The organism is Streptomyces sp. NBC_01276, assembly GCF_041435355.1.
Lineage (GTDB): Bacteria > Actinomycetota > Actinomycetes > Streptomycetales > Streptomycetaceae > Streptomyces.
On sequence record NZ_CP108442.1, the window covers coordinates 1,957,364 to 1,977,797 of the forward strand.

Annotated in this window: 21 protein-coding genes; 5 read left to right on the forward strand and 16 right to left on the reverse strand. The window is 71.2% G+C overall.

Annotated elements, in window-relative coordinates:
- Positions 1-9: 9 nt before the first annotated feature.
- Positions 10-1,005, forward strand: a complete 996-nt coding sequence (locus OG295_RS08155; RefSeq protein WP_371676284.1) for a replication-relaxation family protein — start codon at positions 10-12, stop codon at positions 1,003-1,005.
- Positions 1,006-1,139: 134 nt separating this feature from the next.
- On the opposite strand, the gene OG295_RS08160 is transcribed toward OG295_RS08155, so the two are convergent.
- The 3 genes from OG295_RS08160 to OG295_RS08170 all read right to left on the reverse strand — a co-directional run bounded on the left by OG295_RS08160 (position 1,140) and on the right by OG295_RS08170 (position 5,463).
- Positions 1,140-1,559, reverse strand: coding sequence for a hypothetical protein (locus OG295_RS08160; protein ID WP_371676285.1), 420 nt, complete (start codon positions 1,557-1,559; stop codon positions 1,140-1,142).
- A 409-nt stretch (positions 1,560-1,968) separates the two neighbouring features.
- Positions 1,969-3,300 (reverse strand): class I SAM-dependent RNA methyltransferase, encoded by a 1,332-nt coding sequence (locus OG295_RS08165; RefSeq protein WP_371676286.1) that lies wholly within the window; start codon positions 3,298-3,300, stop codon positions 1,969-1,971.
- Between the two features lie 108 nt (positions 3,301-3,408).
- Entirely contained in the window at positions 3,409-5,463 is a 2,055-nt protein-coding gene (locus OG295_RS08170) for an APC family permease (protein WP_266842947.1), read from the reverse strand.
- Positions 5,464-5,674: 211 nt separating this feature from the next.
- Between OG295_RS08170 and OG295_RS08175 the strand changes: the two genes are divergently transcribed.
- Positions 5,675-6,343 (forward strand): TrkA family potassium uptake protein, encoded by a 669-nt coding sequence (locus tag OG295_RS08175; RefSeq protein WP_266842945.1) that lies wholly within the window; start codon positions 5,675-5,677, stop codon positions 6,341-6,343.
- Positions 6,340-7,002 carry a TrkA family potassium uptake protein gene (locus OG295_RS08180; RefSeq protein WP_266842943.1) on the forward strand — a complete coding sequence of 221 codons (663 nt, stop codon included), beginning with the start codon at positions 6,340-6,342 and terminating at the stop codon, positions 7,000-7,002. Before OG295_RS08175 ends, OG295_RS08180 begins: the two co-directional genes overlap by 4 nt.
- Before the next feature lie 108 nt (positions 7,003-7,110).
- On the opposite strand, the gene OG295_RS08185 is transcribed toward OG295_RS08180, so the two are convergent.
- From OG295_RS08185 to OG295_RS08215, 7 genes are all read right to left on the reverse strand, one after another.
- Positions 7,111-7,848, reverse strand: a complete 738-nt coding sequence (locus OG295_RS08185; protein ID WP_030235156.1) for a DUF3159 domain-containing protein — start codon at positions 7,846-7,848, stop codon at positions 7,111-7,113.
- A 3-nt stretch (positions 7,849-7,851) separates the two neighbouring features.
- Positions 7,852-8,271 carry an OB-fold nucleic acid binding domain-containing protein gene (locus OG295_RS08190; protein WP_078950496.1) on the reverse strand — a complete coding sequence of 140 codons (420 nt, stop codon included), beginning with the start codon at positions 8,269-8,271 and terminating at the stop codon, positions 7,852-7,854.
- Positions 8,272-8,295: 24 nt separating this feature from the next.
- Positions 8,296-8,982, reverse strand: coding sequence for a response regulator (locus tag OG295_RS08195; protein WP_371676287.1), 687 nt, complete (start codon positions 8,980-8,982; stop codon positions 8,296-8,298).
- Positions 8,979-11,609, reverse strand: coding sequence for a DUF4118 domain-containing protein (locus OG295_RS08200; RefSeq protein ID WP_371676288.1), 2,631 nt, complete (start codon positions 11,607-11,609; stop codon positions 8,979-8,981). Before OG295_RS08200 ends, OG295_RS08195 begins: the two co-directional genes overlap by 4 nt.
- 235 nt (positions 11,610-11,844) lie before the next feature.
- Positions 11,845-12,621, reverse strand: coding sequence for a DUF3710 domain-containing protein (locus tag OG295_RS08205; RefSeq protein ID WP_371676289.1), 777 nt, complete (start codon positions 12,619-12,621; stop codon positions 11,845-11,847).
- A 1-nt stretch (position 12,622) separates the two neighbouring features.
- On the reverse strand, positions 12,623-13,168 hold the full coding sequence (dut, locus tag OG295_RS08210; protein ID WP_371676290.1) for a dUTP diphosphatase: 546 nt from the start codon (positions 13,166-13,168) through the stop codon (positions 12,623-12,625).
- The gene (locus tag OG295_RS08215; RefSeq protein ID WP_371676291.1) at positions 13,168-13,752 is read right to left on the reverse strand and encodes a PaaI family thioesterase; all 585 of its coding nucleotides are present in this window, start codon (positions 13,750-13,752) and stop codon (positions 13,168-13,170) included. Before OG295_RS08215 ends, dut begins: the two co-directional genes overlap by 1 nt.
- 58 nt (positions 13,753-13,810) lie before the next feature.
- Here OG295_RS08215 and OG295_RS08220 point away from each other — a divergent pair, with 58 nt between their 5' ends.
- Positions 13,811-14,284, forward strand: coding sequence for a DUF3093 domain-containing protein (locus OG295_RS08220; protein WP_371676292.1), 474 nt, complete (start codon positions 13,811-13,813; stop codon positions 14,282-14,284).
- A 78-nt stretch (positions 14,285-14,362) separates the two neighbouring features.
- On the opposite strand, the gene OG295_RS08225 is transcribed toward OG295_RS08220, so the two are convergent.
- The 4 genes from OG295_RS08225 to OG295_RS08240 all read right to left on the reverse strand — a co-directional run bounded on the left by OG295_RS08225 (position 14,363) and on the right by OG295_RS08240 (position 17,889).
- Positions 14,363-15,295 carry a hypothetical protein gene (locus tag OG295_RS08225; RefSeq protein WP_371676293.1) on the reverse strand — a complete coding sequence of 311 codons (933 nt, stop codon included), beginning with the start codon at positions 15,293-15,295 and terminating at the stop codon, positions 14,363-14,365.
- 9 nt (positions 15,296-15,304) lie between these two features.
- Positions 15,305-15,601: a DUF4193 domain-containing protein gene (locus OG295_RS08230; RefSeq protein ID WP_030235196.1), complete on the reverse strand. Its 297-nt coding sequence runs from the start codon at positions 15,599-15,601 to the stop codon at positions 15,305-15,307.
- A gap of 384 nt (positions 15,602-15,985) precedes the next feature.
- Complete coding sequence (locus OG295_RS08235) at positions 15,986-17,230, reverse strand: HAMP domain-containing sensor histidine kinase (protein WP_266842925.1); 1,245 nt, start codon at positions 17,228-17,230, stop codon at positions 15,986-15,988.
- 5 nt (positions 17,231-17,235) lie between these two features.
- Complete coding sequence (locus tag OG295_RS08240; RefSeq protein ID WP_030235203.1) at positions 17,236-17,889, reverse strand: response regulator transcription factor; 654 nt, start codon at positions 17,887-17,889, stop codon at positions 17,236-17,238.
- A gap of 283 nt (positions 17,890-18,172) precedes the next feature.
- Here OG295_RS08240 and OG295_RS08245 point away from each other — a divergent pair, with 283 nt between their 5' ends.
- Positions 18,173-18,340, forward strand: coding sequence for a hypothetical protein (locus OG295_RS08245; protein ID WP_371676294.1), 168 nt, complete (start codon positions 18,173-18,175; stop codon positions 18,338-18,340).
- A gap of 75 nt (positions 18,341-18,415) precedes the next feature.
- Here OG295_RS08245 and OG295_RS08250 read toward each other — a convergent pair whose 3' ends face one another.
- A complete protein-coding gene (locus OG295_RS08250) occupies positions 18,416-19,219 on the reverse strand; it encodes an inositol monophosphatase family protein (protein ID WP_371676295.1) in 804 nt (267 codons plus the stop codon).
- A gap of 12 nt (positions 19,220-19,231) precedes the next feature.
- Positions 19,232-20,392, reverse strand: coding sequence for a ferrochelatase (locus OG295_RS08255; RefSeq protein WP_371676296.1), 1,161 nt, complete (start codon positions 20,390-20,392; stop codon positions 19,232-19,234).
- Positions 20,393-20,434 lie beyond the last annotated feature (42 nt).

A 20,434-nucleotide genomic window follows, 5' to 3' on the forward strand; every position in this document is an offset into this window, starting at 1 on the left:
GACGGAACGATGAGCGAGAGAACGTTGTATCCGTACGGCTCGACCGCAGGCCTGCGCCAGGACGTGCTGCGCGTCCTGGGCGTCCTCAAGGTCGCCACGGCCGAGCAGATCCGGGCGCTCACCCGTCCCACGGCCAAGAGCAACAAGGCCCACCGAAACGCCGCACTCGACCTCCAGCTCCACGGGCTCACCGTCTCCGAGGGACACGCCGCCAACGGACACAAACTGTGGGGACTGACTCAGGCCGGTCTGGAATCAGCGGCCTCACTACTACGCCGGGGCGCGGAGGAGATGGGCGGCACGGCACGCGGAACCGCCCGGCACGGTGCCGCACACGCGCTGGCGGTGAACGAGACGATCACCACCTTCATCCAGCCGGCAATGGGGGAAGCCCGCAAGACGGGGCTGGGGGACTTGTCCGAGTGGAGCACCGAGGTACCGCTGCCCGCGAGCGGTACCTGGAGCCGGCCGGGCGTGGGCAGCCCCCGGGCCGACGCAGTCCTGTACGCCCCGCAGGCGGAGGTGTCACTGCTGCTGGTAGAGGTCGACTGCGGGACCGAGACAGCCGCCATCGTCGCTGCCAAGTTCGACCGGTACCAGCGTTTCTTCCAACGCGAGGTCGAGGACACCGACGGCCGTCGGACACTGCTGTGGCGGACCCGATGGGACGGGGTCGAGCGGGCCGAACACCCGCCCGTGGCCGCGGTGTTCACCGGTCTCGGCAGCCGCGGGCTGCGTCAGCGCATGGAGGCGGTTGGGGAACTGAGCGCCCGGTATTGGGAGCCGTGCACATCCGGCTCGGGCGGCCGAGCCGACAGACGAACCAAGGTCATTCCCATACTTGTCACCACCCTCGACAGACTCCGGGTACACGGGCCGCACGGGCCGACCTGGTGGCGGTACGGGCACTGCTCGTGGGAGTCGCTGGAGGGGGCGCTGGAACAGCGCCGCCTCCCCGCGAGGTCGACGGAAGGCGGTTTCACCGGGGTTCCGCCGGACGGCTGAGCTTGTTCGTCCGTGCGGGTCAGGCTTACGGTGAAGCCGACAGCGCAGCGCGGGTCGGCCTACCCAACAGCTGGCCGCCACGGTCGCCCGTGGTACCCATTGCACGGGCGTCAGCCGCTATGCAATCCCCTCACCTACGAACGTGAGGGCCCTCCGGGCGGATCACCATGCGGTGAGGAGGTCTTCGGGCGACAGGTGGATGACGCCTTGGGCGGTGCAGTCGCTGCGGGCGACCGCGAGGGGTGGGGTGTCGTCGTCCGCGCCTGGGAGTTGGGAGCGGTGGTGATCAGGCGGGCGAGGTCGCGGTGGTCGAAGGGTTCACTCTCCAGCCACTTGATCGACCCCATGACAGTGATCTTCTTGGCGATCGGGGCACGGTCGGCGCCGATGATGTCGATCTCCGGGTCGTTGGTATGGGTCCCCTCAGGGAGCCGGTCGTCGGCCAGGCGCCACAGACTCTCGCGAATGACCGGTTCAACGGCCCTGCCCCGCCATGACGTCCAACTGGCAAGGTTGGTGTCCAGGACCGAGTCTGTACAGGCGGCGATGACCACCGTACAGACCCACCACCTGCAGGACTGCACACGTCACTCGACGGAACGCTCCGCCTGCCGACCGTCCCCGAACCTCGCGCCGACGACCTGCAGCCGTTCCTGCATGGCTGGAGCGCGTACGGTCCCGGCTAAGCGAGCCCCCCGCTTGTCACAGAACGTGTTCGGAGGGGGGAGCCAGAGCTCGGGTCAGGCACGTGCCAGCTCGGTCGCCCACAACCTGAAAGGTCGTCTCCCGCACCAGGGTCACAACCTGGTGCGGGAGACGACCTCCCACTGTTGACGATCCGTCAGGCATTCCTGTCGGCGTGCGTCAAAGGTGCGTCACGTGCGTCACGTGCGTCAGACCAGCGTCAAGATATCGCCCGTAACGCCCACAGCGCGCATAACGCGCACCGATTTAACCTGCAGGTCAGAGGCCCTTTGCGGCCGGTTCAAGGATCGCGACGCACTCCACGTGGTGCGTCATCGGGAAGAGGTCGAAGACGCGCAGCGTGCGGACCTTGTAGCCGTTGTCGGCGAAGTACGCCAGGTCGCGGGCCAGGGCCGCCGGGTCGCAGGCCACGTAGGCGATGCGGCGGGCGGAGAGGCCCGCGATGTGGCGGACCGTCTGCTTGCCGGCGCCCGCGCGGGGCGGGTCCAGGACGACCAGGTCGCATTCCGTGATGCCGGTCTTCGGGAGGACGGCTTCGACCTTGCCCTGTTCGATGCGGACCCGGGGGAAGTCCGCCAGGTTGTGGCGGGCGTCCTCGACGGCGCGCTTCGTCGTCTCGATGCCGAGGACGGCCCCGGTGTCGCCCAGGCGCTCCGCCAGGGCGCCCGCGAAGATGCCGACGCCGCAGTACAGGTCGAGGGCCATCTCGCCCTTGCGCGGCATCAGGCCCTGCATGACGGCCTTGATCAGGGTGTCGGCGGCCTGCGGGTGGACCTGCCAGAAGCCGCCCATGCCGACGCGGTACGTACGGCCGTCGGCGCGCTCGCGGACGAAGGGACGGCCGTGGACGCGGTGGACGCCGCCGTCCTTCTCCTCGACCCGGAGGACCGAGACCGGCTTGTCGAGTTCCACGAGGGGCAGGCGGCCGCCGGGGCGCGGGGTCAGGACCACCTGGCGGTCGTTCGAGCCAGAGGCCGCGATGGCCTCGACCGACGCCATCTGGGGCCAGTCCTGCTTCTCGATGCCGAGTTCCGAGACGCCCGGGGCCGCGATCATGCAGTGGTCGATCAGCTCGATGTCGTGCGAGCGGTGCTTGCGCAGGCCCGCGTTGCCGTCCTCGTCGATCGCGAACTGGACGCGGGTGCGCCACTGCGGGACCTGCCCGGCCGGCAGCTTGTCGCCCTCGGCCGGCATGACGGTGCCGTCCCAGCCGGCCTCCTCCGGGGTGAGGCCGGCGAGCCGCTTCAGCTGCTCGGCGACGACCTCGCCCTTGAGCCGGCGCTGGGCTCCCGGCTTGGCGTGCTGCCAGTCGCAGCCGCCGCACTTGCCGGGGCCGGCGTACGGGCAGGGGGCCTCGACGCGGTCCTTGGAGGCGTCGAGGACCGTGATCGCGTCGGCCCGCAGGAAGCGGGAGTCGGACTCGCCCTCCGTCACACGGGCGATGACCTTCTCTCCCGGGAGGGTGTGGCGGACGAACAGGACGCGGCCGTCGGCGGTGCGGGCGATGCAGTGGCCTCCGTGCGCGACGGGACCGACCTCGACCTCGTACTCCTCCCCGACCAGTGACTGCTTCTCGTTCTGCTCGGTCATGGTGGGGAGGCTCCAGGAGGTCAAGGTGAAGACAAAGGGAAACGGCCGGACGACCGACCCACCAGTTTACGTGGATCTCGTCCGGCCGTTCACCATCCCTATCCGGCGCTACTTGCCCGCCGGGTCCTTCGGCCGCGGGCGCGGAGTGTCGACGGGACCGCGGCGCACCGCGCCCGGGGCGTTCCAGTCCTGGCGCTTCTTGGCCCGCCGCTTGGCGAGCTCCGAGGACTCCAGCTGGTAGGGCACCGAGGTGACCATCACACCCGGAGTGAAGAGCAGGCGGCCCTTGAGGCGCAGCGCGCTCTGGTTGTGCAGCAGGTGCTCGTACCAGCGGCCGACGACGTACTCGGGGATGTAGACGCTGACGGCGTCGCGCGGGTTCTCGCTGCGCAGCCCCTTGACGTACTCGACGACCGGCCGGGTGATCTCGCGGTACGGAGAGTCGAGGATCTTCAGCGGGACGTTGATCCCGCGCCGCTCCCACTCGGCCTTCAGCGCCTTGGTCTCGTCCGCGTCGACGCTGATGCTGAGCGCCTCCAGGGTGTCCGAGCGGGTCAGCTTGGCGAACGCGAGGGCGCGCAGGGTGGGCTTGTGGACCTTGGAGACCAGGACGATCGAGTGGACCCGGGAGGGGCGCACGCTGTCGTCGCTGGGGCCCTCGGCGGCGGCGATCTCGTTGGCGACCCGGTCGTAGTGCTTGCGGATCGCGGTCATGGTTCCGTAGAAGATCACCATGCCGAGCAGGGCGACCCAGGCGCCGTGGGTGAACTTCGTGGCCAGGACGACGACCAGCACCATGCCGGTGAAGAAGGCGCCGAAGGTGTTGATGGCCCGCGAGCGCTGCATCCGGCGGCGGGCGGCCTGGTCGCGCTCGCTGCGCAGGTGGCGGTTCCAGTGCCGGACCATGCCGATCTGGCTCAGCGTGAAGGAGACGAAGACACCCACGATGTAGAGCTGGATCAGCTTGGTGGAGTCGGCGTCGTAGATCCACACGAGCAGCATGGCGGCGCCCGCGAGCAGCACGATGCCGTTCGAGAAGGCGAGCCGGTCGCCGCGGGTGTGCAGCTGGCGGGGCAGGTAGCGGTCCTGGGCGAGGATCGAGCCGAGCAGCGGGAAGCCGTTGTACGCGGTGTTCGCGGCCAGGAACAGGACGAGCGCGGTGGCGGTCGCCAGCAGGATGAACAGGAAGCTGCCGTTGCCGAAGACGGCCTCGGCGACCTGGGAGATCACCGGGTGCTGGACGAAGGAGTCGCCGACCGGGACGCCGTTGTCCAGCAGGTTGGTCGCGGGGGCCTCGGCCATCTTCACGTCGGTGGCCATGGCCAGCCCGATGATCCCGCAGAACATCGTGACGGCCAGGGCGCCCATGAGGGCGAGGGTGGTGGCGGCGTTCTTGCTCTTGGGCTTGCGGAAGGCGGGCACGCCGTTGCTGATCGCCTCGACGCCGGTCAGGGCGGCACAGCCGGAGGAGAAGGCCCGCAGCAGCAGGAAGACCAGCGCGAAGCCCGCCAGCCCCTGGTGCTCCGCCTTGATCTCCAGGCCGGCGGTGGGTGCCTCCATGGTGTCGCCCAGCACGAGGCCGCGCCAGGCGCCCCACGCGATCATCACGAAGACGGCCCCGACGAACACGTACGTCGGAATGGCGAAGAGTTTCCCGGATTCCTTGACCCCGCGCAGATTCATCAGCGTGAGGAGCAGAATCATGATCATCGCCGAGAGCACCTTGTGCTCGATGACGAAATCGACGGCGGAGCCGAGATTCTCGACGCCGGAGGAGATCGATACGGCCACGGTGAGCACGTAGTCGACGAGCAGGGCGCTCGCCACGGTGAGACCGGCCCTGGGCCCGAGGTTGGTGTTGGCGACCTCGTAGTCACCGCCGCCGCTCGGGTACGCGTGGACGTTCTGCCGGTAGGAGGCGACCACCGTGAACATCAGCACGACGACCGCGACCGCGATCCATGGGCTGAAGTGGTACGCCGACACACCCGCGATCGACAGGACCAGCAGTACCTCGCCCGGGGCGTAGGCCACCGAGGAGAGCGGGTCGGATGCGAACACAGGAAGGGCGATCCGCTTGGGGAGGAGGGTTTCCCCGAGGCGGTCGCTGCGTAGCGCCCGGCCAATCAGGATCCGTTTGGGCACGTCGGTCAGTTTGGACACGCAGAGGATCGTAAGCGTTCGAAATCCGGCTGACGAACCCCCCGCCCCCTTATCCGTGGCGACGGGCCCCCAATACGGCACCCCACGAACCCCAAAAGGCCACACTGGTGACCGCCCGTGTGTAGCTTGGGCCATGGTCTGAGACCCTGTTTAGCCAGAGCATGCAATGAGGCTGGTAACCAGCGAGCCGCTGTCAGCCGGAAGGACGGCCGTGCACATCGTCATTATGGGCTGCGGAAGAGTGGGCTCCGCCCTCGCGCAGACCCTGGAACAGCAGGGGCATACGGTCGCGGTCGTCGACCAGGACCCCACCGCATTCCGCCGGCTCGGGGCTTCCTTCGGCGGCCGCCGGGTCACCGGGGTCGGCTTCGACCAGGACACCCTGCGGGAGGCCGGGATCGAGGACGCGGGCGCCTTCGCCGCGGTCAGCAGTGGTGACAATTCCAACATCATCGCCGCCCGCGTGGCCCGGGAGATGTTCGGCGTCGAGAACGTCGCCGCCCGCATCTACGACCCCAAGCGCGCGGAGGTCTACCAGCGCCTCGGCATCCCCACCGTCGCGACCGTGCGGTGGACCGCCGACCAGATGCTGCGGCGCCTCCTGCCCTCGGGTGCCGAGCCGCTGTGGCGCGACCCCAGCGGCGGTGTGCAGCTCGCGGAGGTGCACACCTCCGCCGCCTGGATCGGGCACAAGGTGAGCAAGCTCCAGGAGGAGACGGGCGTGCGTGTCGCGTTCCTCACCCGCCTGGGCGAGGCGATGCTGCCGACTTCGCAGACGGTCCTGCAGGAGGGCGACCTCGTCCACGTGATGATGCGCACGGACGAGATCGACAAGGTTGAGGCGGCCTTCGCCGAGGGGCCCGAGGAGGCACACGCATGAGGGTCGCGATCGCCGGAGCCGGCGCCGTGGGCCGCTCCATCGCGGGCGAGCTGCTGGAGAACGGCCACGAGGTGCTCCTCGTGGACAAGGCGCCGACCGCCATCTCGGTGGAGCGGGTCCCCCAGGCCGAGTGGCTCCTGGCCGACGCCTGCGAGATCACCTCGCTGGACGAGGCCGCGCTGCAGCGCTGCAACGTGGTCATCGCCGCCACCGGTGACGACAAGGTCAACCTGGTCGTCTCGCTCCTCGCCAAGACCGAGTACGGGGTCCCCCGGGTCGTGGCGCGGGTCAACAACCCGAAGAACGAGTGGCTCTTCAACGAGTCCTGGGGCGTCGACGTGGCGGTGTCCACCCCGCGCCTGATGTCGGCCCTCGTCGAGGAGGCCGTCAGCGTCGGCGACCTGGTACGGCTGCTGCGCTTCAGTCACGGCGACGCCAACCTCGTCGAGCTGACCCTGCCGGCCGACTCCTCGGTCGCGGGCACCCAGATCAGCGAGATCTCCTGGCCGGAGGACACCTCGCTCGTCACGATCATCCGGGGCAACCGGGTGCTCACGCCGCACGGCGAGGAGACCCTGGAGCCCGGCGACGAGCTCCTCTTCGTGGCCGCCCAGGCCCGCGAGGAGCAGCTGGAGGACCTCCTCCAGGCCCGTCACTGAGGTACCCGTACGGCGAAGGGGCGGGGAGACCATCCGGTCTCCCCGCCCCTTCGCCGTGTCCGTGGCCGTGGCCAAGCGCCGGGCGCCGGGCGCCGGGCGCGGACGGTGTCAGACGCCCCGCTCGCGCGCGGCGGCCTTGGCCGCCTTCTCCGCGGCCTCCTCGGCCTCGTACTCGGCGATGACGTCGATCGGCGGCGGCGCCTTGGCGAGGAAGACCCAGGTGAAGTACACGGCCAGCACCATCGGCGGCAGCTTCAGCGCGATCAGCACCCAGCCCAGCTGCGTGGCGTCACCCCACCAGTACAGCGGGAAGAGGATCGCGTACTTGGCGAGGAAGATGATGCCCCAGGCCAGGCTGGCCTTGGTGTAGGCCTTCTTGCGCCCCGGGTTGCGGGTGCGCCAGGACAGGTTCTCCTTGAAGACCGGTCCGAGGATCACGCCCAGCAGCGGGAAGCCCACGAGCGCCGACAGCGTGAAGGCCACGCCCAGGCCGGCACCGTAGATCATGCCCGGCAGGTAGAAGCCCTTGGCGCTGCCCGTGAACAGGGCGAAGGCCACGCCCACGCCCACGCCGAACACACCGCTGAAAGCGTGTTTGACGGTGTCCTTGCGCAGCAGCCGGACGATCACCAGCAGGACGGCCACCGCGCCCGCCGCGATGGCCGAGGACCTCACGTCCTTGTTGATCGTGTAGATCATCACGAAGAGCAGGCCGGGGAGCATCGTCTCCACGGTGCCCCGGATGCCGCCGAACGCGTCGAAGAGGGCCGCCTGCGTCACGGCCTTCTGGTCGGCCGCGGGGTCCTGCGGATTCGGCGGGGGGGACGAGCGGTCGAATGACGTCACCGGTCAGTGCTCCTGTCCGAGCGGTCGGAGTTCGTACTTCGGGTTGAAGAGGACCCGGCGCCCATGACTCATCGAGATCCGCCCGGAGGCGATCATGCGCCGCCCGGGTTCGATTCCCACGATCGAGCGACGTCCGAGCCACACCACGTCGAGCGGGGCCGAGCCGTCGAACAGCTCCGCCTCCAGGGCGGGGACGCCCGCCCTCGGACGCAGGGTGACCGTACGCAGGGTTCCGGTCACCTTGACTATCTGGCGGTCGTGGCAGTCGCAGATCCGCGTGCACCCCGCGGCTTCTGCGTCCTCCTGCAGCTCCGCCGAATGCAGCTCCTCCTGGGAGGTGGACAGCCGTTCGATCATCCGGCGGAACCGGCCCGCCGGCCGGGCCGGCTTCGCGGGCTTCTCGGGACGCGGTTCAGCACTCATACCGGAAGCCTACCGGCGCCCCCGCTACCTCTCGAAGCGGTATCCCATGCCCGGTTCGGTGATGAAGTGGCGGGGATGCGAGGGGTCGGCCTCCAGCTTGCGGCGCAGTTGCGCCATGTAGACCCGCAGGTAGTTGCTCTCCGTCCCGTACGAGGGCCCCCAGACCTCCTGGAGCAGCTGCTTCTGGCTGACGAGCTTCCCGCCGTTGCGGACCAGCACCTCCAGCAGGTGCCACTCGGTGGGGGTGAGGCGTACGTCGCGTCCCTCGCGCACCGCCTTCTTGGCGGCGAGGTCCACCGTGAACCCCTCGGTCTCGACCACCACCTCGTCCTCGGCCGCCCCGGCCGCCGGCTCGGCCCGGCGCACGGCCGCGCGCAGGCGGGCCAGCAGCTCGTCCATGCCGAAGGGCTTGGTGACGTAGTCGTCGGCGCCCGCGTCGAGGGCCTCGACCTTCTCGTCGGAGCTGTGCCGGGCGGAGAGCACCAGGATCGGCACCCTGGTCCAGCCCCGCAGCCCCCTGATCACCTCGACCCCGTCCATGTCGGGCAGGCCGAGGTCGAGGACGACCACGTCGGGGTGGCGGGCCGCCGCGAGTTCCAGGGCCTGGGCCCCGTCGGCCGCGGCGTCGACCTCGTACCGGCGCGCCTTCAGGTTGATCACGAGGGCTCGGACGATCTGCGGCTCGTCGTCCACCACGAGCACCCGGGTCATTGGGGTCCTGCTTTCTGTCGTTCGGAGTGGTCCCCAGCTCCCTTCGGAGCCGGGGCCGGTGTCTGTCCCGCGCGTGCCGCGGAGGCCGCCCCCACGGCCTCCGCCCCGTCCGCGGCCGGGGCGTCCCGGGTCGCCGCGCGCAGGGTGAGCACCATTGTCAGCCCGCCCCCGGGCGTGTCCTCGGCGGCGAGGGTGCCGTCCATCGCCTCGGCGAAGCCCCGGGCCACGGCCAGCCCGAGGCCCACCCCGGTGCCGCGCGGGGCGTCCCCGTACCGCTGGAAGGGGGCGAAGATCCTGTCCTTGGCCTCGTCCGGCACCCCGGGCCCGCGGTCCACGACCCGGACCTCGACCCGGTCGCCGAGGAAGCTGGCCGCGACGAGCACGGGTTGCCCCCGGGGGCTGTACTTGACGGCGTTCTCCACGACGTTGGCCACGCTGCGCTCCAGCAGCCCCGGGTCCACGGCCACCATCGGCAGGGATTCCGGGACGTCCAGCAGCACGCTGTCGTCCGGTACGCCGCCCAGCGCCATCGGGACCACCTCGTCGAGGTCGATCTCCCGGATCAGCGGGGTCACGGTACCGGTCTGGAGGCGGGACATGTCCAGCAGGTTGCCCACGAGGTGGTCCAGCCGGTCGGCGCCGTCCTCGATCCCTTCGAGCAGCTCGGCCCGGTCCTCCTCGGACCACTCCACGTCATCGGAGCGCAAGGACGACACCGACGCCTTGATGGAGGCCAGGGGCGTCCGCAGGTCGTGGCTGACGGCGGCCAGCAGGGCCGTCCGGATCCGGTTGCCCTCGGCCAGCCGACGGGCCTCCTCGGCCTCCCCGACGAGCCGCTGGCGGTCCAGCACCACGGCGGCCTGGGCGGCGAACGCGCCGAGCACCCGGCGGTCCTCGGCGGGCAGCACCCGGCCGGACAGGGCCAGGGCCATGTGGTCGCCGATCGGCATGTCCACGTCGGCGTCCTCGGGCCGGGCGGCCGGGTTCGGGCCCACGCTGCAGGCCCGGGTCCAGGGCTCGACGTCCCCGGCCCGCTCCAGCAGGGCCACGGACTCCATCGCGAAGGTCTCGCGCACCCGCTCCAGCAGCGCGTCCAGGGCGGTCTCGCCGCGCAGCACGCTCCCGGCCAGGAAGGAGAGGATCTCGGACTCCGCGCGCAGCCGGGCCGCCTGGTGCGTGCGCCGGGCCGCCAGGTCCACCACGGACGCGACCGAGACCGCGACCCCGAAGAACACGACGATGGCCATGATGTTGCGCGGGTCGGAGATCGTGAACCGGTGTACCGGAGGGGCGAAGAAGTAGTTCAGCAGCAGCGAGCCGAGGGCGGCCGAGGCCAGGGCCGGCCAGAGTCCGCCCACCAGCGCGGCCGCCACCGTCAGGGCCAGGAAGAGGAGCATCTCGTTGGCCAGGCCCGGGTTCGCGTTGATGTGCGTGAGCAGGACGCACAGCAGCGCCGGGAGGACCACCCCGACCAGCCAGCCGGCCACGACCCTGGACCGTCCGAGCCGGGCGGTCGAGCGGGCCACCGGCAGCCCGCGGCCCCTGGCCACCTCCTCGTGGGTGACGATGTGCACGTCGAGGTCGGGACCCGAGTCGCGGGCCACGGTGGCGCCCACGCCCGGCCCGAGCACGTACTGCCAGGCCTTGCGGCGGCTGGAGCCCAGCACGACCTGGGTGGCGTTGACCCCGCGGGCGAATTCCAGGAGGGATTCGGGGATGTTGTCGCCGATCACATGGTGAAACGTTCCGCCAAGGTCTTCGACCAGGGTCCGCTGGACCGCGAGCTCCTTCGGCGAGGCCGAGGTGAGCCCGTCGCTGCGGGCGATGTAGACGGCGAGGACCTCGCTGCCGGAGGCCTTGGCGGCCATCCGGGAGGCCCGCCGGATCAGCGTGCGCCCCTCCGGACCGCCGGTGAGCCCGACGACGATCCGCTCACGGGCCTGCCAGGTCGAGCGGATGCCGTGCTCGCCCCGGTACTCCTGGAGGTACTCGTCCACCCGGTCGGCCACCCACAGCAGCGCCAGCTCGCGCAACGCGGTGAGGTTCCCGGGCCGGAAGTAGTTCGACAGGGCCGCGTCGACCTTGTCGGGCCGGTAGATGTTGCCGTGGGCCATCCGGCGGCGCAGGGCCTGTGGGGACATGTCGACGAGCTCGATCTGGTCGGCCCGCCGGACCACCTCGTCCGGGACGGTCTCGCGCTGGCGCACCCCGGTGATCGACTCGACCACGTCGCCGAGCGACTCCAGGTGCTGGATGTTGACGGTGGACACCACGTCGATCCCGGCCCGGAGCAGTTCCTCGACGTCCTGCCAGCGCTTGACGTTGCGCGAGCCGGGGACGTTGGTGTGGGCGAGCTCGTCCACCAGAGCGACGGCCGGCCGCCGCGCCAGCACCGCGTCCACGTCCATCTCGGTGAAGGAGGCACCGCGGTACGCGAGCTCTCTGCGCGGCACCTGTTCGAGTCCGTGCAGCACCACCTCGGTGCGCGCCCGCCCGTGGTGCTCGACGAAGCCGACGACGCAGTCGCCGCCCCGCTCCACCCGGCGGTGGCCCTCCGAGAGCATGGCGTACGTCTTGCCCACACCGGGTGCCGCGCCGAGATAGATCCTTAGCCTGCCGCGTCCCATGCGCTCATTCTCCGGGACATCACCGCAGTTCACGCACCGATCGGTCGCCCCGGACCCATCCCTGACGCATCCCTGACGCGCCGGATGCCCGGCACGCGGGGCCGGTGGGGCACGAAGGCCGGCGGGCCGGCACCGGGGAGCACGAAGGCCGGCGGGCCCCGCACCGTGGAGTGCGGGGCCCGCCGGCCACGAGCGGAGCCCCGGGGACCTCACGGTCCCCCGGGGTCCCCGACGGTCAGCGGACCTCGGTGATCTCCGGGCCGCGCTCCAGCTGGCCCATGCCGCCGGAGAAGCGGGAGCCCTCCTGGTCCTCGGCCGTCTGCACACCGTCCGGCACCATCTGGGCGTCGTTCGGCAGCTTCAGGACGATGGGGTCGCGCGGGGCCATCGGGCCCTCGCCGCGCAGGACGACGGTCTCCCGGAAGATGTTCTCCAGCACGCCGGCCGACTCCGGGCGCACCGCGCCCTGGCCGGAGATGACACCGCGCAGGAACCAGCGGGGGCCGTCGACGCCGACGAAGCGCACCAGCTGGGCGCCCGTCTGGCCGTCGGGCAGCGGAACGGGGACCTGCGCGCGCAGCTCCCAGCCCAGCGGGCCCTCGACCTCGTCGATGATGCCGCCCTGCTGGGTGATCCCCGAGGCGATCTCCTCGCGGACCTCGCCCCAGATGCCCTCCTTCTTGGGCGCGGCGAAGGCCTGGAGCTGCACCGCGCTGTCGCCGAGGACCACGGTCGCGGCCACGATCGCGTCCCCGGCGACCTCGACGCGCAGTTCCATGCCCTCGACACCGGGTACGAGGATGCCGCCCAGGTCGACCCGGCCCTCGGCCGGGTTGCCGGGCACCTCGGAAACGTCCCACGGGCCGTCGGGACGCGGGGCCGGAGGCAGGTTCAGCCTGCGCGGCTTGGCGGAGTCGAGTCCATCGGCCGGCTCATCGGCGCGCACGCCGTCGACCTGCTCGGCCGCGCCGCCGTCCTTGACGGAGTCGTTCTTCTTGCGACGTCCGAACACGTCACTGTCCTTCCCGGTCGGTTACGACCGAAGCGTAGCCATTCCCACCCTGCTGACCAGCGCCGGATCCGGCCACGGCCGCATGACCGCCGGTGGAGCCGAACCCCCCGTCGGCCCGGGCCGAGCCGGGAAGCTCCTCCACCTCGTGGAAGCGCACCTTCTCGACCCGCTGGACAACCAGCTGGGCAATGCGGTCGAAACGCTCGAACCTGACGCTCTCGCGAGGGTCGAGATTGACCACGATCACCTTGATTTCCCCACGGTACCCGGCATCCACCGTCCCCGGGGCATTCACGAGCGCGAGCCCGCAGCGGGCGGCCAGGCCCGAGCGCGGGTGCACGAAGGCGGCGTACCCGTCGGGCAGCGCGATGGAGACGCCGGTGGGCAGCACGGCCCGCTCCCCGGGTTCCAGCTCGGCGGCGACCGTGGTCACCAGGTCGCAGCCGGCGTCGCCGGGGTGACCGTAGGACGGGAGGGGCACCTCGGGGTCGACTCGGCGGATCAGCACGTCGACGTCATGACGGGGTGCGTGGTTGTTCTGGGGCATCAGGGGTTCACCTCGAAGGCGCGGGTGCGCCTGACCTGGTCCGGGTCGGCCATCGCCGCCCGGATCTCCTCGGGCCGACCGTTGTCGATGAAGTGGTCGACCTTCACCTCGATGAAGAGCGCGTCCGCGCGGACGGCGACCGGGCCGTCCGGGCCGCCTATCCGGCCCACCGCCGTGGAGTAGATCTTCCGTCCGGCGACGGCGGTGACCTCGGCCTCCAGGTACAGCACGGTGCCCACGGGCACGGGCCGCACGAAGTCCGTCTCCAGCCGGCCGGTCACCGCGATCACGCGCAGCAGCCAGTTCAGGGAGCCGAGCGTCTCGTCGAGCGCGGTCGCCAGGACCCCGCCGTGGGCGAGTCCGGGCGCGCCCTGGTGAGCGGGCCTGACGGTGAACTCGGCGGTGATGCGCACGCCCTCGCCCGCGCGGGCCTCCAGATGGAGCCCGTGCGGCTGCCCCCCGCCGCACCCGAAGCAGTGTTCGTAGTGCGCGCCGAGGAGCTCGCCGGGTGCCGGTGCGTCGGGATGCCGGACCGGCGCGGCGGCATCGGCCGGGGGCGTCAACGCTGTGTTTCGTCCACTCACAGCCGCTGACCTTACCCGCGCGGCTACCCGCCGGTCGCCTCGTGGGAGGCTTGGGTGTATGCAGCTCTCCCCCGCGCACCACGACGAACGACTGTCCGCCCCCCGCTCCTGGTGGGGCGTCGCCGCCCTGACCGGGCTGGCGTGCGCGCTGACGCTGCTCCCGCTGGGCACCCTGCCGCTGCTGGCAGGGCTGGTCGGCGGAACGGCACTGGCGGCGCTGCTGGTCAGTTCGTACGGTTCCGCGCGCGTGCGCGTGGTGAACGGCTCGCTGGCGGCGGGCGAGGCGCGGATCCCGGTGACGGCGCTCGGCGAACCGGAGGTCCTGGAGGCGGAGGAGGCCCGCGCCTGGCGCACGTACAAGGCCGACGTCCGCGCCTTCATGCTGATGCGCAGCTACGTGCCCACGGCGGTCCGCGTCGAGGTCACCGACCCGGCGGACCCGACGCCCTACGTGTACGTGTCCACCCGCGAGCCCCGGGCCCTGGCGGCGGCCATCCGCGCGGCGCAGGACGTCCCGGCCACCGGCGCCTGAGGGCGGCCCCGGTCCCCCGGCGGGGTCACGGTCCGGGGTCAGGTCCGCGGTCCGGGACCGCGTTACGGCGGCGGGCTTTCAGTGCCGCTCGCGCTCCGGGCCCTCCAGTGCGGGCCTGCGTGCCCCGGGAAGGGGCTGGGAGGGGCCGTCAAGGGGCGGGGACTGCGGGAGGTACTCCCAGGGCACGGCCCGTCTGCGCAGGTCCGTACGCACCTTGTCGGCGAGTTTCCGGGTGTCCCGGCGGTTCATGACCGCGCCGACGGCAGCGCCGACCATGAACGGCATCAGGTTGGGCAGGTTGCGGAACATCCGCTTCATGATCTGCTGGCGCAGTTCGCGCTTCATCTGCCCGCCGAGCGCCGCGTTCAGCGTCGTCGGCTTGGTCAGGTCGATCCCGCGCTCCTCGGTCCATGCCGTCAGGTAGGCGGAGGTGCGGTCCTTCAGGGCGCCGGGCGGCCGCTGCCCGTAGACCTCGTGGAGCTCGGCGACGAGCTTGAGTTCGATCGCGGCGACGGCGGTGATCTCCGCGGCCAGCTCCGCCGGCATGGCGGGCGGAACCGGCAGCATCGCCGCGGCGCCGATGCCCGCGCCGACCGTCGAGGTGGCATGGGCGGCCCCGGCGATCAGCTTGTCGGCCAGTTGATCGGGGTCGAGACCCGGGAACTGCGCGCGCAGGGTCGCGAGGTCCCGGACCGGAACGCGCGGTGCGTTCTCGATGATGCGGTCGGCGATGTACAGGGCGGCGGCCTTCGCGCTTTCGCCGCCCTTGCGCACACCGTTCTTGACGGCTTGCATCCGGCCGGCCCCGGGCTTGCGCTCCCGGGACCCCTCGTCGGCCGCTGTGGCCGGCGGCACCGCCTGGGCGGTGCCGAAGGGCACGACGGTCGTGTCGAGGGGCGGGGCGGCGGGGGTGCCGGGGCCCGTTTCCGGGCCCGTGGCCACCACGCTCGTCTCCGCCGGACCGCCGGATTTCCGGAAGCGTCGCTTCCGAAAGGGCGTCGAGCCGGTCACCGCCGAGCCTCAGTCGCAGTCGCGGCAGATCGGCTGGCCGTTCTTCTCCCGTGCCAGCTGGCTGCGGTGGTGCACCAGGAAGCAGCTCATGCAGGTGAACTCGTCCGCCTGCTTCGGGAGGACCCGGACGGCCAGTTCCTCGTTGGAAAGGTCCGCACCGGGAAGCTCCAGGCTCTCGGCGCCGTCGAAGTCCTCGACGTCGACGTTCGAGGACGACTTCTCGCTGCGCCGGGCCTTCAGCTCTTCGATGCTGTCGTTGTCGACGTCATCGTCGGTCTTGCGTGGGGTGTCGTAGTCCGTTGCCATTTTTTCGCTCTCCCCCTCTGGGATTTAGCGGTGTCTCAGCGCACGTAACGCGCGAGAGGCCGGACTTGTGCCCGACCTGAGGCGGAGATTTTGCCTCACATCAAGGTCTGTTACTCAATCGACACCCAGCCGCACGCCCGAAGGAGCTTGTGGCTGGGATGACGACCGGGACCGTACACGGTCCGGGGGCCGTCTTGCACAAACGCCACCCCGTGTATTTCCCGCCACCAGGGGGGCCGGAAACCCGGACTTCCCGGGCTTTCCGGCCTCACCGGCATCACTGAACGCACATGACCGGACACTCGGCAATGTGATCGATCACACAACTACCATCCATCGTCCCACCCCGCCATTCCGCTGACAGCGAACACGGTTCCGGGTGGATCAAAGGGGCAACGTGACACGCATCACGAGGCCACCGCCCTCGCGCGGCGTCGCGAGGATGCGGCCGCCGTGTGCGCGCGCCACGGAGCGCGCGATCGACAGACCGAGCCCGACACCCTTGTCGCTGCCCGTGCGCTCCGTACGCAGCCGCCTGAAGGGCTCGAAGAGGTTGTCCACCTCGTACGCGGGAACCACCGGACCCGTGTTCGAGACGAGGAGCACCGCCTGGCCGTGCTGGACCTCGGTCGTGACCTCCACCCAGCCGCCCTCCGGCACGTTGTACCGGACGGCGTTCTGCACCAGGTTGAGGGCGATCCGCTCCAGCAGCACGCCGTTGCCCTGGACCACGGCCAGCGCCCGCTCGCCGCGGATCTCCACACCCTTGGCGGCAGCCTCCCCGCGCGCCTGGTCGATGGCGCGCGAGGCGACCTCCGCCAGGTCGACCGGTTTGCGCTCGACGATCTGGTTCTCGCTGCGGGCCAGCAGCAGCAGGCCCTCGACCAGCTGCTCGCTGCGCTCGTTGGTGGCCAGCAGGGTCTTGCCCAGCTGCTGGAGCTCCACCGGGGCTCCGGGATCCGAGAGGTGGACCTCCAGCAGCGTCCGGTTGATCGCCAGCGGGGTCCTCAGCTCGTGCGAGGCATTGGCCACGAACCGTTGCTGGGCCGTGAAGGCCCGCTCCAGCCGGTCCAGCATCTCGTCGAAGGTGTCGGCCAGCTCCTTCAGTTCGTCGTCCGGCCCGTCCAGCTCGATCCGCCGGGTCAGGTCGGAACCGACCACGCGGCGGGCGGTGCGGGTGATCTTGCCCAGCGGCGAGAGCACCCGGCCGGCCATCGCGTAGCCGAAGGCGAAGGCGATGATGCTGAGGCCCAGGAGGGCCATCAGCGACCGGCGCAGCAGGTCGTCGAGGGCGTGCTTGCGCTGGTCGAGGATGCACTGCCCGATGGCGGCGTTGAACTGGTCGATCGACTGGTCGATGCCCACCCCGGAACAGGTGGTGCTGGAGACCTCGACCTTCTGACCGCCCACGATCTTGAACGGGAGCGCGTTGCCCTCCCGCAGCGCCTGGGCGGCCAGCAGGTAGATGATCGACAGCAGCAGGATCCCGGCGATCAGGAACATGCCGCCGTACAGCAGCGTGAGCCGTATCCGGATGGTCGGTCTCAGCCAAGGGAAGGGACCCTCGGGCTGGCCGGGGTCCCAGGTCGGTTTCGGTGGCGCCGCCGGCGGCGCAGGGGTCGCGGCCATCCGGCTCAGATCCGATATCCGGAGCCCGGCACCGTCACGATGACGGGCGGCTCGCCGAGTTTGCGGCGCAGGGTCATGACGGTCACCCGGACCACGTTGGTGAACGGGTCGGTGTTCTCGTCCCAGGCCTTCTCCAGCAGCTGCTCGGCGGAGACCACGGTCCCCTCGCTGCGCATGAGCACCTCCAGCACCGCGAACTCCTTCGGCGCCAGCTGGACCTCCTTGCCCTCCCGGAACACCTCGCGCCGGTTGGGGTCCAGCTTGATCCCGGCCCGTTCCAGCACCGGCGGCAGCGCCACGGTCGTCCGCCGGCCCAGCGCCCGGACGCGGGCGGTCAGCTCGGTGAAGGCGAAGGGCTTGGGCAGGTAGTCGTCCGCCCCCAGCTCCAGGCCCTCGACCCGGTCGCTCACGTCGCCGGAGGCGGTGAGCATGAGCACCCGGGTGGGCATGCCGAGTTCGATGATCCGGCGGCAGACGTCGTCGCCGTGCACCAGGGGAAGGTCCCGGTCGAGCACGACCACGTCGTAGTCGTTCACCCCGACGCGCTCCAAGGCCGCGGCGCCGTCGTACACGACGTCCACGGCCATGGCCTCCCGGCGCAGGCCGGTGGCCACCGCATCGGCGAGCAGCTGCTCGTCCTCGACGACGAGTACGCGCACGTCGTTTCCTTCCTTCGAGCCCAGAAGGGCACACGTGTATTGCGCCTCCATCCTGCCGGTTTCGGCCGTAAACCGGCTGTAAGGCGCCCCTGAGGCCCGTCCGGGGAGGGGTGTGCGGGGTGGATGAGGGGTGTGGATGGGGTGGAGGTGAGGATTCCCTCGTCTTACGAGGTTTCTGGGACCTGGGCGCCGGGGAGGACGTCAGCACACCCCAACCACTCCCTGACGGCGGACTGCCCCGTGCTCGTCCGCCGCCGACCCACGAAGAGGGGGCGCACCCACCATGGACGCATTCACCGCGGGTCTTCTGCAGCGCATCAAAGCCACGCAGACGGACCTCAGCAAGGCCCGTGAGACGGGCGACGACTACCTCGCGGATGTGGAGCAGGCCGAGCTGGAAGATCTCCAGCGGCTCGCGGCGGAACACGGCGTCGCCGTGTCCGCCGCCTGACCCGTCGGCTTCGGAACACCGGCTCGACCCGGGCCCCGGCCGCCGTCCTCGGCGGCCGGGGCCCTTTCCGTGCCGTCAGTCGTGCCAGGCCCCGGCTTCCTCCAGCAGCGGCTGGAGCGAGGCGAACACCGCCGGGGAGGCCGCGAGCGTCAGCTCGAAGGAGGCGCGCTCCCCGGGCCGGCCGCCCGTCAGCGCGCCGGCCTCCCGGGCGATGAGCTCGCCCGCGGCCAGGTCCCACGGATTGAGCCCGCGCTCGTAGTGCCCGTCGAGGCGTCCCGCGGCCACGTCGCACAGGTCCAGCGCCGCCGAGCCGCCCCGCCGGATGTCCCGGACCAGCGGGATGATCCGCTGTGCGACGTCCGCCTGGTGGGCCCGCCGCGTCTGGACGTACGCGAAGCCGGTGCTCAGCAGCGCCTGGTCCAGCGGCGCGTCGGTGCGGCAGGCCAGCCGCTCGCCGCCCTTCCACGCGCCGCCCCCGAGCACGGCGTGGTACGTCTCGCCGCGCATCGGCGCCGCGACGACGCCGACCACGGTCTCGCCGTGGTACTCGGCGGCGATGGAGACGCCCCAGCTCGGCAGCCCGTAGAGGTAGTTCACCGTGCCGTCCAGCGGGTCGATGACCCAGCGGACCCCGCTCGTGCCCGGGGTGTCGGAACCCTCCTCGCCGAGCAGGCCGTCCTCGGGCCGGCGCTCCGCGAGCAGGCCCGTGATGAGCTTCTCGGCCGCGATGTCCATCTCGGTCACCACGTCGATCGGGCTGCTCTTCGTCGCCGCCACCGCCAGGTCGGCGGGGCGCCCGTCGCGCAGCAGCTCACCCGCCTGCCGGGCGGCCTCCCGGGCCACTTCCAGCAGTTCGGCCTTCAACTCTTCGGGGATCACGTTCCCTCTCCCTCACGCGTACGGGCTGTCCGCGCCCGCGGCGGCGGGCCGGGGCCCCCTCGCCGGGCAGCAGCCCACGGCACACAGATCATGACTCGGGCCCAGCAGGCCCAGCGCGCAGCGCTCCACGTCCTCGCCCCGCTCCGCCGCGGCCCGCTCCAGCAGGAGCTCGCGCACGGCCGCCGCGAACCGCGGGTCCGCGCCGACCGTCGCCGACCGGGCGACGGGCAGGCCCAGTTCGGCGGCCTTCGCCGTGGCCTCGGTGTCGAGGTCGTAGAGGACCTCCATGTGGTCGGAGACGAAGCCGATCGGCACCATCACCGCCGCCGGAGCGCCCGCCCCGTGCAGGGCCTCCAGGTGGTCGCAGATGTCGGGCTCCAGCCACGGGATGTGCGGGGCGCCGCTGCGCGACTGGTAAACGAGTTCCCAGGGCCGTTCGGTTCCCGTTTCCGCCCGGACCGCGTCGGCGATCACCCCTGCCACGTCCAGGTGCTGCCTGACGTAGGCGCCGCCCTCACCGTGCTCCTCCACGGGGCCCGAGGCGTCGGCGGCCGCGGTCGGGATGGAGTGGGTGGTGAAGACCAGGTGCGCGCCGTCGCGGACCGCGTCCGGCAGCCCGGCCAGCGAGGCGAGCACGCCGTCGATCATGGGCTGCACGAAGCCGGGGTGGTTGAAGTAGTGCCGCAGCTTGTCGACCCGGGGCAGTTCGGCCACGCCCTCCTCGGCGAGGGCCGCCAGGGCGTCCGCGAGGTTCTCGCGGTACTGGCGGCAGCCCGAGTATGAGGCGTAGGCGCTGGTGGCCAGGACGGCGATGCGGCGGCGCCCGTCGGCGGCCATCTCGCGCAGCACGTCGGTCAGGTACGGGGCCCAGTTCCGGTTGCCCCAGTACACGGGCAGGTCCAGCCCGTGCCCGGCGAAGTCCTTGCGCAGCGCGTCCAGCAGCTCGCGGTTCTGCCCGTTGATGGGGCTGACGCCGCCGAAGCCGAAGTAGTGCTGCCCGACCTCCTTGAGCCGCTCGCGCGGGATCCCGCGCCCGCGGGTGACGTTCTCCAGGAACGGCACGACGTCGTCGGGTCCCTCGGGGCCGCCGAAGGACAGCAGCAGGAGGGCGTCGTAGGGAGCGGCGAGGCCTTCGGCCACGGGCGCTTCGGGGGCACGGAGCTGGTCTGACATGCCTCGAATCCTGCCACCCGGGCTTCGCCGGGGAGAACCGCC